At 71.1% G+C, this 13,485-nt stretch carries 12 protein-coding genes; all 12 read left to right on the top strand.

The window, feature by feature from the left end; all coding sequences use genetic code 11:
* Positions 1-107: 107 nt before the first annotated feature.
* Complete coding sequence (locus ACH34R_RS38645) at positions 108-779, top strand: GntR family transcriptional regulator (protein WP_397566558.1); 672 nt, start codon at positions 108-110, stop codon at positions 777-779.
* A 224-nt stretch (positions 780-1,003) separates the two neighbouring features.
* Positions 1,004-2,134: a thiolase family protein gene (locus ACH34R_RS38640; protein WP_397566557.1), complete on the top strand. Its 1,131-nt coding sequence runs from the start codon at positions 1,004-1,006 to the stop codon at positions 2,132-2,134.
* Between the two features lie 13 nt (positions 2,135-2,147).
* The gene (locus tag ACH34R_RS38635; protein WP_397566556.1) at positions 2,148-2,615 is read left to right on the top strand and encodes a Zn-ribbon domain-containing OB-fold protein; all 468 of its coding nucleotides are present in this window, start codon (positions 2,148-2,150) and stop codon (positions 2,613-2,615) included.
* Positions 2,612-3,391 (top strand): enoyl-CoA hydratase/isomerase family protein, encoded by a 780-nt coding sequence (locus tag ACH34R_RS38630; protein WP_397566555.1) that lies wholly within the window; start codon positions 2,612-2,614, stop codon positions 3,389-3,391. The genes ACH34R_RS38635 and ACH34R_RS38630 overlap by 4 nt, the downstream gene beginning before the upstream one ends.
* The gene (locus ACH34R_RS38625) at positions 3,384-5,654 is read left to right on the top strand and encodes a CoA transferase (RefSeq protein WP_397566554.1); all 2,271 of its coding nucleotides are present in this window, start codon (positions 3,384-3,386) and stop codon (positions 5,652-5,654) included. Before ACH34R_RS38630 ends, ACH34R_RS38625 begins: the two co-directional genes overlap by 8 nt.
* Before the next feature lie 10 nt (positions 5,655-5,664).
* A complete protein-coding gene (locus tag ACH34R_RS38620) occupies positions 5,665-6,840 on the top strand; it encodes a thiolase domain-containing protein (RefSeq protein ID WP_397566553.1) in 1,176 nt (391 codons plus the stop codon).
* Positions 6,837-7,265 (top strand): Zn-ribbon domain-containing OB-fold protein, encoded by a 429-nt coding sequence (locus ACH34R_RS38615; RefSeq protein ID WP_397566552.1) that lies wholly within the window; start codon positions 6,837-6,839, stop codon positions 7,263-7,265. Before ACH34R_RS38620 ends, ACH34R_RS38615 begins: the two co-directional genes overlap by 4 nt.
* 31 nt (positions 7,266-7,296) lie before the next feature.
* A complete protein-coding gene (locus ACH34R_RS38610) occupies positions 7,297-8,679 on the top strand; it encodes a 3-oxoacid CoA-transferase (protein WP_397566551.1) in 1,383 nt (460 codons plus the stop codon).
* Positions 8,680-8,690: 11 nt separating this feature from the next.
* On the top strand, positions 8,691-10,103 hold the full coding sequence (locus tag ACH34R_RS38605) for an amidase (RefSeq protein WP_397566550.1): 1,413 nt from the start codon (positions 8,691-8,693) through the stop codon (positions 10,101-10,103).
* Positions 10,100-11,542: an aldehyde dehydrogenase family protein gene (locus ACH34R_RS38600; RefSeq protein WP_397566549.1), complete on the top strand. Its 1,443-nt coding sequence runs from the start codon at positions 10,100-10,102 to the stop codon at positions 11,540-11,542. The genes ACH34R_RS38605 and ACH34R_RS38600 overlap by 4 nt, the downstream gene beginning before the upstream one ends.
* Entirely contained in the window at positions 11,539-12,597 is a 1,059-nt protein-coding gene (locus ACH34R_RS38595; protein WP_397566548.1) for an Ldh family oxidoreductase, read from the top strand. The genes ACH34R_RS38600 and ACH34R_RS38595 overlap by 4 nt, the downstream gene beginning before the upstream one ends.
* The gene (locus ACH34R_RS38590) at positions 12,594-13,340 is read left to right on the top strand and encodes an N-acyl homoserine lactonase family protein (protein ID WP_397566547.1); all 747 of its coding nucleotides are present in this window, start codon (positions 12,594-12,596) and stop codon (positions 13,338-13,340) included. Before ACH34R_RS38595 ends, ACH34R_RS38590 begins: the two co-directional genes overlap by 4 nt.
* The last annotated feature ends 145 nt before the right edge of the window (positions 13,341-13,485 follow it).

Below are 13,485 nucleotides of genomic sequence, written 5' to 3'. Positions count from 1 at the left end.
ACATTAATGTGGCATTTCTTACAGCCCGTGGAGATCAACTTCTCCTTGACGGCGACTTATCGGCAGACGTACTATTACATACGTCAGACAAACTCTAGGGAGCCTTGGTGGACCGCAAGCTCGACCTGGCCATCGAACGCCCGACCGAGTCCGTCCCGGAAATGGTCGTGCGGCGGATAAGCAAGGCGATCGCCGATGGCCTGCTGCCCCCCGGGCGGCAGCTCACCGAGCGCGAGCTCACCGAGCTCACCGGCGTCAGCCGCACATCGGTGCGCGAGGCGATGCGGCACCTTCAGACCCTCGGTCTGGTGGAGGCCTCGCCGAGCCGCGGAGTACGGGTCGCCGTGCTCGGCAGCGCCGAGGTGCGGGAGATCTACGAGGTGCGCGACGCGCTGGAGCCGGCCGCCGCCGAGCTTTTCGTGCTCAGGGCGACCGACGACGAAGTGGCCGCCCTGGTGGAGAAAGTGCAGCCGCGGGCGACCGGAGACGAGCGGCTGCGGGCGATATTCGAATTCGACGAACTGCTCGTGGCCGGCGCACGTAACACCCTGCTCGCCTCCATGCTCTCCCCCCTGCACACCCGCATTCACGCGCTGCGCAGCCTTTCTGTGACCATTCCCGGTCGCCGGGAGGCGTCCATCAAGGAATACCGCGATCTCGCCGACGCGATCGTGGACCGCTCGCCCGAGCGGGCGGCCGAAGCATCGCATCGGCACGTCAGGGCGGCCGCCAAGGCCGCGCTGGAAGCCGTGAAGATCCTCGAAAAACAACGGCAGTGACCCTTTGCCGACCATGAGCCCGCGTCCGGCCGGCGTCGCACCATGACGCCGGACCCGGTCACGGGCCGATCGATCGCGCCCCGCGCCACCACCTGGCGCGGGCAGGCGCGGTGACCTCCCCTGGCCGTGCGGAGATACGCGCCTCCCAACCGGCCGCCGGAGCCACTCCGGAGATGCGGCGCGGCCCGCCCCCGCCCATCACGAACAGCGAAGGCTGAATACTGATGATCGCGAAAGACGTCGCAATCGTAGGTGTCGGCTCGTCCAACTTCCACGAACTCTACGCGGAGAAGGACGCCTCCAGAGATCCGTACGGACTGGCCGCGGACGCGCTGCGCGAGGCGCTGGACGACTGCGGCCTTGGCAAGAACGACATCGACGGCCTGCTGTGCACGAACCTCAAGTACGGCCGCATGGGCGATGTGATCGGCCTGCGCAATCCCAAATTCGTGCACGACCTGGAAGGCACCGGCCGCATGAGCGGCGTCTCCCTCCAGGAGGCCTGCGCGATCGTGCAGGCCGGCCTCGCCGACGTGGTGGCCGTCGTTTACGCCACCGTCGGCCGGTCCGTCGGAATGAAGTACGGCGGCGAGGACGGGGGGCCGACCACCGCCTACGACACGATGTACGGAATGACCTCGACCGGCGCCTACGTCTCGCTGATGTACCAGCGCTACCGGAAGATGTACGGGGTCCCGGAAGACGCCCTCGCGCCGCTCGCGATCAACAACCGCTACAACGGGGCGCGCAATCCCCGCGCGGTCTTCCAGCGCGAGATCGACCACGCCGAGTACATCGGCTCGCGGTTCATCGCCGAGCCGCTGCGCAAGCTGGACTACTGCATCATCAACGACGGCGCGGTGGCGTTCATCGTCACCTCGATCGACCGGGCGAGGTCGATGCGCAAGAAGCCGGTCCGAATCGCCGGAACCGCGGGCATGGCCGAACTGAACAACCACTACACGAGCCCGGACTTCTATTTCGCGGCCTGCCGTGACGTGGCCGACCGGCTTTACAAGGAGACCGGTCTCGGCCCGGACCAGATCGACTGCATGCAGGTGTACGACAACTTCCTGCCGACGATCCTGTTCACCCTGGAGGGATTCGACCACGCCCCGAAGGGGAGCGCGTGGGAATGGGTGGCGGACGGCACGATCGGGCCCGACGGATCGCGTCCGCTGAACACCTCCGGCGGCCACACCAGCGAGAGCTACATGCAGGGTTTCGCGCTGCACGTCGAGGCCGTTCGGCAACTGCGCGGCGAGGCCGGCGACCGGCAGGTCCGCGGCTGCCGGACGGTGCAGTACATGTGCGCCTCGCCGATCGTCACTTCGCACATCTTCACGATCGACTAGCGGGGAGCGGACGATGAACGTCGAAGCCTACGCCAGGCTGTTGCCCGATATCACTGCTGCGAACAAGCCGTTCTGGGACGGCTGCGCCGCCGGAGAACTGCGCCTCCAAACCTGCACGGAATGCGACACCCACCGTTTTCCGGATGGGCCGACCTGCCCGAACTGCCTTTCCCGGTCTCATACCTGGCAGACCGTCAGCGGCACCGGAACGCTCTGGTCCTGGTTCACCATGCACCAGAAGTACTTCCCGGCCTTCGCCGACGAGATCCCCTATCTGGTGGCCTACATCAAACTCAGCGAGGGGCCGTTCATGATCAGCTCACTCGTCGATCCTCCCGCCGAACCCGAACTCGAACTCGACCAGCCGGTACGCGCGGTGTTCGGACCGGACGCGACCGGGCGGCCCATCGTGCGGTTCACCATCGAGTCCGTCGAGTCCGTCGAGCCCGTCGAGTCCGCTGCTGGGGCGGTGGCCCGATGAGCGAACCGCTCGTGAAGCACGAGAGCCTGGGCGACGGCATCGCCCTGATCACGCTCAACCGCCCCGCCAAGCGCAACGCGATGAGCCGGGCCGCGCGGGCGGCGCTGCTCGACGCGCTGGACGCCTGCCACGGCCCGGCCAAGGTCATCATCCTGACCGGCGCGGGCCCGGCGTTCTGCGCCGGAGTGGACCTCAAGGAGGCCGGCGCCGAGCCGCCGGACACCGACGCCACGGCCGAGGGCCGCCGCACGAGCTGGCACGCCGTACAGGAACGCATCCGGGAGCACCCGGCGATCGTCATCGCCGCGGTCAACGGATTCGCGCTCGGCGGCGGGGTGACCCTGATCAACTCCAGCGACCTGGCCATCGCCGCCGAGGACGCGCCGATCGGCATGCCGGAGGTCGGGCTGGGCTTCTATCCGGGCCTGGCCGGGCCGTCCACGCAGCTCCGGCTGAGCCCCAAGCGGGCCGCCTGGATGGTGCTGACCGCCGAACGCATCGACGGCCGCACCGCCGCCGACTGGGGCCTGGTCAACCAGGCCGTGCCGGCCGGCGAGCTGCTGCCCGTCGCGCTCGACCTGGCGGGCCGGATCGCCCGGCACAACCCCGTCGCGCTGGCGTGGGCCAAGCGCGCGCTGCGCGAGATCCCGATGCACATCTCCGACTGGTCCACCGCGCTCGCGTACGGCGAGAGCCTGAAGGTGCAGGTCCAGGCGCGCACCGGCGTCCTTGACGACGGGTTCGCCACGCCCCGGCGGACGGCCGGCGATGGCTGATCTCGGGCCCCCGCTCCCCGGCCGCCCGCTGCGCGTGGTCGAGGTCTCCGAGGGGATCGCCGCGCAGGTCTGCGGCCGGCTGTTCGCGGGCTTCGGGCACGCCGTCACCAAGTGCGAGCCGCCCGGCGGCGATCCGCTGCGGACGGTGGAGCCCGTGGACGCGAGCGGCCTGAGCTACACGTTCGCGGCGCTCAACGCGGACAAGCACAGCGTCGAGGTGGACCTCACCGGCCACGGCGGCCCGCTGCGCGGGCTGCTGGCGGACGCCGACGTCCTGATCACGGACCTGGGCCCGGCCGCGGCGCGGGCCGCGGGGCTGTCCGCGGCGCGGCTGCGGGAGGAGTTCCCCGGCCTGGTCGTGGTGTCCCTGACCCCGTACGGCCTCGACGACCCCCGTTCCGACCGGTTCGGCGACAGCTTCCTGGCCGAGTGCGCGGGCGGCCTCGCCGCGATGGTCGGCGAACCGGACCGCTCGCCGCTCGCTCTGGGCGGCGAGCAGACCGCGCACGCCGCCGCGTTCACCGCGTTCTTCGGGGCGATGCTCGCGCTGCGCCGGCCCGGCGGTGACGTGGCCGACGTCGCGCTGTGCGATGTCGCCGCCTACATCGACTGGAAGAGCGACATCACCTACGCGCACAACGGCGCGGTGCCCACGCGCACCGGCGCGAGCGCCGGGATCTGGCGGATCCTGCGGGCCGCCGACGGCTGGGTCGGCGTGGTGTACCAGCCCGCCCAGTGGGACGCCGTGGCGGCGCTGGTCGGCGATCCGGCGCTGGCCGACCCCCGGCTGCGCGAGGACCGGGGCCGCTTCGAGCTGGCCGACCAGTGGTGGCCGGCGGTGGAGCGCTGGGCGGCCCGGCTGCCGATGCGGGAGATCTACGCGCTGGCCCAGCGGGCCGGGCTGCCGTTCGGCTACAGCGTGGACGTCGCGGAACTGGTGTCCACGCCGCAGTACCTGGAACGCGGTTTCATCTCCGGCGCGGACGGCCGGCCGGGCATCGGTCCGATCGTGCGCTCCGCCGAACTCGGCTGGCGCAACGGCCCGCCCCCGGCGCCGGGCCAGGCCGCCGTCCCGGCGACCGAACCCGCCGCCCGCCAGGTCGCCGACCCCCCGCTGGCCGGGGTGACCGTGCTGGACCTCGGCACCATTACCGCGGGCGCGGCGACGGGCCGGCTGCTGGCGGACTACGGGGCCACCGTCATCAAGGTCGAGTCGATGAACCGCCCCGACTCGTTCCGGCTGTGGCCTTCCACCCGCCCCGACGCCACCGACGGCGGCATGGAGGAATCGCCGCTGTTCGAGTCGAACAACGCGGGCAAGCTCGGCATCACCCTCGACCTGAAGACGGCGGAGGGCCGCGCGGCGATGCGCGAACTCGTCGCCACGGCCGACGTACTGATCGAGAACTTCACGGTCGGCGTCACCGAACGGCTCGGCGTCGACTATCCGACGCTGCGCGAGATCAACCCGCGGCTGGTGTACCTGTCGCTGTCGAGTCAGGGCCAGACGGGACCGGAGGCGCGCGGCCGTTCCTACGGCTCCACGCTGGACCTGCTGTCCGGCCTGGCCTCGGTGACCGGTTACGACGAAGGCCACCCGATCTGGTCGTCGGCCGACCTCAACTACCCCGACCAGATCGTGTCGTTCTTCGGCGCCGCCCTGGTGGTCTACTGCCTGAACCAGGAGGTGGGCGGCACGCATCTCGACCTGTCCCAGCGCGAGCTGGTCACCTGGACGCTCGCCGACCGCATCGCGCGGTACCTGGACACCGGCGAGGTCGCCACGCCCACCGGCAACCGCCGGCCCGGCAGCACCCCGCACGACGCCTACCGGTGCGCAGGCGATGACCAGTGGGTCGGCATCGCGTGCCGCCACGACGCCGAACGCGCCGCGCTGGCCCGCCTGATCGGGGCCGAGGAACTGGCCGGACGACCCGCCGGATGGTGGCTCACCGAACACGAGACGGTGGACGCGGCGATCACCCGCTGGACCCGCGACCGCACGAAGGCCGACTGTGTGCGCGAGCTGACCGAGGCGGGCGTCCCCTGCGCGCCGGTGGTGTCGGCGGACGAGCGGGCCGGGGACCCGCACTTCCAGCGCCGCCGGGTGTTCCTTCCCGGCGTACCGCGCCGGAAGGGCTTCCCGCTGCGGCTTTGCGAGTACGAGCCCCCGGACCCCGGGCCCGCCCCCTCCCTCGGCCAGCACAACGCCGTGGTGCTAAGCGGCCCGCGGCAATCCCACGAAGGCGCCCAGCGCAGATGAGAGGAACGAGATGAACACCCGGGGAAACGCAGTGATCGTCGGGGCCTACGAACATCCGGGACGTGAACTCCCCGACAAATCCCTCGCCCAGGTCCATGCCGAGGTCGCGCTCGGCGCGGTCGCCGACGCCGGGCTGACACTCGACGACGTGGACGGCTTCTTCGTCGGCCACGACGCGCCCGGTTACGGCGGCGGCTGGATCTCCATGGCCGAGTACCTCGGCCTGCGCAACCTCACGTACATGGACTCCACGGAAAGCGGCGGGGCCTCCCCCATCTACCACGTCTCGCACGCGGCGGCGGCGATCGCCGCGGGCAAGTGCAAGATCGCCCTGGTGGCGCTGGCCGGCAAGCCGCGGACCGGCATCCAGCCGGGCGGCGGCGGGCCGCTGACGCCGGAGGAGAGCTTCGAGGGCCGCATGTTCGGCGTGACCGGGCTCGTCGCCTCCTACGCGCTGTCCGCCCGCCGGCACATGCACGAGTTCGGCACCACCAGCGCGCAGCTCGCCGAGATCAAGGTGGCCGCGTCGATCCACGCCTCGCACAACCCCAACGCCTTCCTGCGCAAGGCGCTGACCGTGGAGGACGTGGTCAACTCCCCGCTGATCGCCGACCCGCTGCGCCGCGGCGACTGCTGCGTCGTCACCGACGGCGGCGGCGCGGTCGTGGTGACCAGCCCGGAGATCGCCCGCACCCTTCCCCGCCGGGCGGTCAAGGTCCTCGGGCAGGGCGAGGCCGGCAAGATCGTCAACGGCGGCAAGCTCGACCTGACCTACACCCCGGCGGTGTGGTCCGGGCCGCGCGCGTTCGAGCAGGCGGGCGTGACGCAGGCCGACATCGACTACGTCTCGATCTACGACAGCTTCACGATCACGGTGCTGGAGATCCTGGAGGATCTCGGCTTCTGCGAGAAGGGCAAGGGCGGCGAGTTCGTCCAGGACGGCACGCTCGTCGCCCCGCACGGCAGGCTCCCGTTCAACACCGACGGGGGCGGCCTCTCCAACAACCACCCCGGTCACCGGGGCGGCATCACCAAGATCATTGAAGCGGTCCGGCAGCTTCGCGGTGAGGCGAACGCGGGCGTGCAGATCCCCGACTGTGAGATCGCGCTCGTACACGGCAACGGCGGCGACCTGGGCACCCGGATGCGCAGCGCCACGATGATCTTGGGCAGGGAGGACGCATGAGCGAGGTCCGGTCGAACACGGCGCTGCCGACGCCGGTTCCCACCATCAATCCCGACAGCGCGGAGTTCTGGGCCGCGACGGCGGAGGGCCGGTTCATCACCCGCCGCTGCACGAACTGCGCGCAGTACATCTGGTATCCGCGCCCGATCTGCCCGTTCTGTCACAGCCAGGAGACCGTCTGGGAGCCGCTGAGCGGGCGCGGGGTGATCTACTCCTTCAGCGTCGTACGCAAGGCCGGCGGCGACTGGAAGGGCGTCACGCCCTACGTGCTCGCGTACGTGGAGCTGGACGAAGGCCCCCGGATCATGACCAACATCGTGGACTGCGACGTGGAACAGGTCGCCATCGGCGACCCCGTCGAAGTCGTCTTCGAGGACACCGGCGAGGGCAGCGCGCTCCCCCGGTTCCGTCCCGCCCCCCGCTGACGCCGACCGACCGCAGAAGAGGTACCAGGCCATGGCAATCAACAAAGTCTACGAATCCCCCGCCGCGGCGGTCGCCGACGTCCCGGACGGTTCCAGTGTGTCCATCGCCGGGTTCGGCATGACGCACAGCTTCCCGACCAGCCTCACCGTCGCGCTGCGCGAGCAGGGCGCGCGGCGGCTGTGCATCGTGGCGAACTCCCTGGGCACCGGCGAGTTCCGGTCCAACACGCTGATCGAGAACCGCCAGGTCAACCGCCTGATCGTGTCGTTCTCGGCGCGGGCGGGCGAGGCCCGCTCGGCCGCCGAGCAGCAGATCGCCGCCGGTGAGATCGAGGTCGAGCTGGTGCCGCAGGGCACCCTCGTGGAACGGCTGCGGGCCGGCGGCGCCGGCATCGGCGCGTTCTACACGCTCACCGGCGTCGGCACGGCCATCGCGGAGGGCAAGGAGACCCGCACGATCAACGGCGTGGAACACGTTCTTGAGTACGGGCTCAAGGTGGACTACGCGCTGATCCGCGCGGCCCGCGCCGACCGGTACGGCAACCTCCAGTTCACCGGCGTCGGCCGCAACTTCATGCCGGCCTTCGCCAAGGGCGCCAAGATCACCGTCGCCGAGGTGGACGAGATCGTGGACGGCGAACTCGACCCGGAGGCCATCGGCGTGCCCGGCGTGTTCGTGGACCGCGTGGTGGTCCGGACCGTGGACGTCCCGCACGACTTCCCCGCCCCGCGCGCCGGCCGCGGCGCCGACAGCGCCCGCACCTACAACGGCAAGCCCGCGCTGACCCGCAACAAGATGGCCGAGCTGGCCGCCGGCCTGGTCCCGCCCGGCAGCTACATGAACCTCGGCCTCGGCATCCCCACGCTGATCTCCAACTACATCGAGGGCCGCGACATCGTGCTGCACTCGGAGAACGGCGTGCTCGGCTACGGCGGGATGGCCACCCGCGACGATTACAACCCGGAGATCTACAACGCGGGCGGCCAGTACGTCCACCTCACGCCCGGCGCGTCGTTCTTCGAGAGCGTCACGTCGTTCGAGATGGTCAGGGGCGGCCACGTCGACTTCGTCGCGCTCGGCGGGTTCCAGGTGGACGGGCAGGCCAACCTGGCCAACTGGAGCACCCCCGACATGATCGGCGGCGGCATCGGCGGCGCGATGGACCTCGTGGCCGGCGACACCACCGTGATGGTCCTGATGACGCACCTGGACTCGGCCGGCAAGCCGAAGCTGGTCAAGGAGTGCGACTTCCCGCTGACCGGCCGCGCCTGCGTGAACATCGTGGTCACCGACCTCGGCGTGTTCCGCTGGGACGGCGCCAAGTTCCGGATGGAGTACGTCGCCCCCGGCTTCACCCCCGACGAGGTGGCCGCGCTCACCGACCTCGACCTCGACCTGTCCGCGGTCCGGTGACCCCCGGCCGGTTGAGCGCCGCCGAGCTGGTCCGGGCCTATCGGCGGCGGGAGCTGTCCCCGGTCGAGGCCGCCAAGGCCGCACTGGACGCCATCGCCGCGCACGACGGCGAACTGAACGCCTTCGTGCTGGTGGACCCGCCCGCGGCGCTGCGGGCGGCGGCGGAGTCGGAGGCGCGCTGGATGTCCGGGACGCAGCTCGGCCCCGCCGACGGCGTCCCGGTCGCGGTCAAGGATCTGCTGCTCACCCGGGGCTGGCCGACCCTGCGCGGCAGCCTGCTGGTGGACGCCGCAGGGCCCTGGCACGACGACTCGCCGAGCGTGGCCCGGCTGCGCGAGGCGGGCGCGGTGCTGGTCGGCAAGACGACGACGCCGGAGTTCGGCTGGAAGGGCGTCACCGACTCGCCGGGGTTCGGCGTCACCCGCAACCCGTGGGACCCGGCGCTGACCTCGGGCGGGTCCAGCGGCGGGTCGGCGGTCGCGGTCGCCGCTGGGATGGCCACCTGGGCGATGGGCACCGACGGCGGCGGTTCGGTACGTCTGCCGGCGGCGTTCACCGGGACGGTCGGGCTCAAGCCGACCGGCGGCCTGATCCCGATGTACCCGCAGGGCAACAACGGGCTGCTGTCGCACCGCGGACCGATGGCCAGGACCGTGGCGGACGTCGCCGGGATGCTGGACGTGGTGGCCGCGTACGACCCGCGCGACCCGGCCGCGCTGCCGCCGCCCTCGGCCTCGTTCGTGGACGGCCTGGACGCCGGCATCTCGGGCCTGACCATCGCCTACTCCCGCACCCTGGGCTACGGCCGCAACGACCCCGCCGTCGAGGCGGCCGTGACCAAGGCCGTCGAGGTGCTGGCCGACCTCGGCGCCAAGGTCGAGGAGGTCGATCCCGGCTTCGCCGACCCGATCGAGGCGTTCCAGCTCCTGTGGTGCGCCGGGGCCGCCAAGACACTGGACCGGTACCGGGACGCCGACCTGTCGCGGGTCGATCCGGGGCTGCTGCGGGCGGGCGAGAGCGGGCGGGCGGCCTCGGTGCCCGCGTACCTGGACGCCCTGGCGGTGTGCACCGACCTCGGCATCCGGATGGCCCGGTTCCACGAGCGCTACGACGCCCTGGTGACCCCGGCCACCCCGATCACGGCGTTCGCGGCCGGCCGCGACCAGCCCGACGGTTCGCCGTCGGAGGTGTGGGCCTCCTGGACGCCGTACACCTACCCGTTCAACATGACCAGGCAGCCCGCGCTGAGCGTGCCCTGCGGCTTCACCGGCGACGGCCTGCCGGTGGGGCTCCAGATCGTGACCGCGCGCCACCAGGACGCCCTCGCCCTGCGCATCGGGCACGCCTACGAGCAGTGCGCGCGGTGGACGGACGCCGTACCTCCGCTGCGCACCACCAATGAGCTGGAAGGAGGGGCACAGTGAGCGCTGTTCCCCGCATCGGAAACCTGATCAACGGCGAGTGGCACTTCGACGGCACCGGGCGCGAGGTGCTGCACAAGTTCACCGGCGAGGTCCTCGCCATCGCGCACGACGCGACCCCCGCCCAGGTCACGGACGCGGTGACCGCCGCCCGCAAGGCGAGCGAGTCCCCGCTGGACCCCTATCAGCGCTACGAGATCCTGTCCAAGGTCGCCGACGCGATCGCGCGCGACAAGGAACGGCTGGCCCTTTCGGTCTGCCGGGAGTCCGGCCTGACCCTGAAGGACTGCCTGGGCGACATGGACCGCGCGGTGCAGACCATGCGGACCTCCGCCGAGGAGGCCAAGCGGATCACCGGGGAGATGGTGCCGATCGCGGCGGCCCCCGGGTTCGCGCACCGGATGGCGTTCACCGTGCGGTTCCCGGTGGGCGTGGTGGGCGCGATCACGCCGTTCAACTCGCCGCTGAACACCGTCGCGCACAAGGTCGGCCCGGCGCTCGCCGCCGGGAACGCGGTCGTGGTGAAGCCGTCGCCGTTCACGCCGATCGCGGCGGCCGAGCTGTGCTCGATGCTGCTGGAGGCGGGGCTGCCGCCGGGCCTGATCGGGCTGCTGCTCGGTCCGGGCGACCCGGTCGGGACGAGCCTGGTCAACGACGAACGCGTGGACTTCTTCACCTTCACCGGCAGCACCGCGACCGGCAAGGCCATCTCCGCCCGCCTCGGCATGCGCCGGGCGACGATGGAGTGCGGCAACGTGTCCGGGACGATCGTGTGCGCCGACGCCAACGTACCGGACGCGGCCGAGCAGTGCGCCAGGGGCGCTTTCCGCAAGGCCGGCCAGGTCTGCACGTCCGTGCAGCGGCTGTACGTCCACGCCGACATCCTGGAGGAGTTCCTCGGTCACCTGACGGCCGCCGCCTCCGCCATGGTGGTCGGCGACCCCGAGGACCCGGCCACCGACATCGGCCCGATGATCAGCGAGGCCGCGGCCAAGCGGGCGGAGGAGTGGGTCAACGAGGCCGTCGCCCAGGGGGCCCGGCTGGTCCACGGCGGTCAGCGTGACGGGGTCGCGATGACCCCGACGATCCTGACGGAGGTCCCCTCGGACGCCCGGGTGGTCTGCGAGGAGATCTTCGCGCCGGTCGTGTCGGTGATCCCGTTCAAGGACTTCGCCGAGGCGCTGCGGGTCGTCAACGACACGCCGTTCGGACTCCAGGCGGGCATCTTCACCCGCGACCTGAACCAGGCCCTGGAGGCTGCCAAGCGGCTCCGCGTCGGCGGCGTGGTGATCAACTCCACGTCGAGCACCCGCGCCGACCTGATGCCCTACGGCGGCGTCAAGGACAGCGGCTACGGCACCGAGGGGCCGAAGTACGCGGCCAGGGACATGACCGAGGAGCGCCTGGTGCTGCTGGAGCCCGCCAAGGACGGCGACCGGTGACACAGGACGACGCACCCCCACCCGTCCCCGCGGACCTGCTGGCCGACACCGCCACGCGCATCCTGCTGGCCCATGACGTGCCCGCCGAGGACGCCCGCCTGGTCGCCGACTGCCTCGTCCAGGCGGATCTTTGGGGACACCAGTCGCACGGGTTGCTGCGGCTGCCCTGGTACGTCGCGCGGCTGCGCTCGGGCGCGATGCGGGCGCGCACCACGCCGGAGACCGTCATCGACGCGGGCGCGGTCGCGACGATCGACGGCCACGACGGCATCGGGCAGGTCATCGCCGCCCACGCCGCCCGGGAGGCGATCGAGCGCGCCGCGCGGCACGGCATCGGCGCGGTCGCCGTGCGCAACTCCGGCCACTTCGGCATGGCCGCCCACTTCACCAGGATGGCCCCGCCGAAGAACTGCGTCGGCATCCTGACCACCAACTCCAGCCCGGCCATGGCCCCGTGGGGCGGGCGGGTCAAGGCGGTGGGCAGCAATCCGTGGTCCGTCGCCGTGCCGCTTGCGGGCGACGGGCAGATGGTGCTGGACATCGCCAACACCGCCGTGGCCCGGGGCAAGATCTACCTGGCCCGCAACCGGGGCGAGCAGATCCCGGACGGCTGGGCGATCGACGTCGAGGGCAACCCCACCCGCGACCCGAGCGCGGCCATCGCCGGGACGATCCTGCCGATGGCCGCGCACAAGGGGTACGCGATCTCGCTGATGATGGACGTGCTGTCGGGCGTGCTGACCGGTAGTGGCTTCGGCACCCAGGTCGCCGGGCCGTACCAGCCGAACGAGCGCAGCAGGTCCGGGCACCTGTACCTGGCCATGGACATCGCGGCGTTCATGCCGCCCGCCGAGTTCACCGAGCGGATGGCGGAGCTGGTGCGCGAGCTGAAGTCCAACCCGCCCGCGGGCGGGACCGGCGAGGTGGTCTACCCGTGGGAGATCGAGGACCGCACGGCGGCCCGCAACCTGGCAGAAGGCATCATGCTGCCCGAGCAGACCCTGGCCGACCTGCGCAAACTCGCCGCCGAGGCGGGGATGGAGGTGGCCGTGTGAGCCCGCGAATCGTGCCTTTGCGGGTCGGGCGGTCCAGGAACGTGCCGATGGAGGCCGCCGTGTACGGGCATCCGCACGGCGAGACCGTGGACATCATCATGTTCATGTTCGTGGTCGAGGCGGGCGACCGGCTGATCCTGGTGGACAGCGGCACGCTCGACCCGGAGTACGTGCGGCGCTACCACCCGTACGACTTCGCCAGGGACCCGGACAGCGAGCCGTCGATCGTGCTGCGCGAGCACGGATACGACCCCGCCGACTTCGACACCGTGGTCAACACGCATCTGCACTGGGACCACTGCTCGAACAACGGGATGTTCCCCAATGCGCGTGTGCTGGTGAACAAGAAGGAACTCGAATACGCCATTGATCCGCTGCCGATCCACCGCAGGGCGTACGAGAAACTGCCCGGCATCCAGGCTCCGTGGATGGCCGCGTGGGACCGCATCGAGACCGTGACCGGCGAACACCGGATCTGCCCGGGGGTCACCGTGGTCCCGCTTCCGGGGCACACTCCGGGGTCGCAGGGCGTGCTCGTGGAGACCGGCGGCGGGCGGTATCTGATCGCGGGCGACGCGCTCGGGGTGTACGAGAACTGGAACACGGAGGATTGGCGGGACAGCGTGCCGCCGACCATTCACACGAATGTGATCGAGTGTTTTGAGACCTTCGAGTACATCGCGAGCCTTTCGTGCGAGGTGATCCCCAGCCACGACGGGCGCATAGCGGAGGTCTATTCGTAGCCGCGCTCCCCGGGTCGGCGACCTGGGTGTCGAGGCCACTGAACCTTTTTCAACGGACGCTCGGACGAGGTCAAAGGCCGCTCCATCGGCCTCGGACCGAATCCGAGGCCCTGACAAGAGACCCCACACACCATCCATCCCGAGC

The organism is Spongiactinospora sp. 9N601 (assembly GCF_044326295.1).
Taxonomy (GTDB): Bacteria; Actinomycetota; Actinomycetes; order Streptosporangiales; family Streptosporangiaceae; genus Spongiactinospora; species Spongiactinospora gelatinilytica.
Note: the sequence above shows the minus strand (reverse complement) of the source record. Positions and strands in the feature narration are given on the sequence as shown.